1 pseudogene is annotated in these 288 nt (G+C 51.0%); it reads left to right on the top strand.

The window, feature by feature from the left end:
- Positions 1-195, top strand: a pseudogene (locus P0G09_RS20490) (recombinase TnpX); the annotation flags it as partial.
- Positions 196-288: the final 93 nt, after the last annotated feature.

Raw genomic sequence — 288 nt, 5'->3', positions numbered from 1 at the left:
AATCTCAAACTCAGCGGCATCTCCAAGAAGCGTACTCGGCTCTATGAGGACTTCACAGAAGGCATTCTCGATGAAGAGGAATACGTCTTTGCCAAGAAAGCCTACGATGAGCAGTATGCTAACCTATCCCGGCGGTTGGATGAAGCGGTTCAGCGGAAGGTAAAGTTTGCCGAGGCAATGTCCGAGGACAACTAGTGGCTCACGCTGATGAAATCCGTCAGCGGTGCAACGATGCTCTCTCAGGAGTTAGTTGACGTGTCCGTAGAGCTTGTGAAAGTCCATGAGGAG

Source organism: Faecalibacterium sp. DFI.5.82, from assembly GCF_029076575.1.
Classification (GTDB): Bacteria; Bacillota; Clostridia; order Oscillospirales; family Ruminococcaceae; genus Faecalibacterium; species Faecalibacterium duncaniae.
Note: the sequence above shows the minus strand (reverse complement) of the source record. Positions and strands in the feature narration are given on the sequence as shown.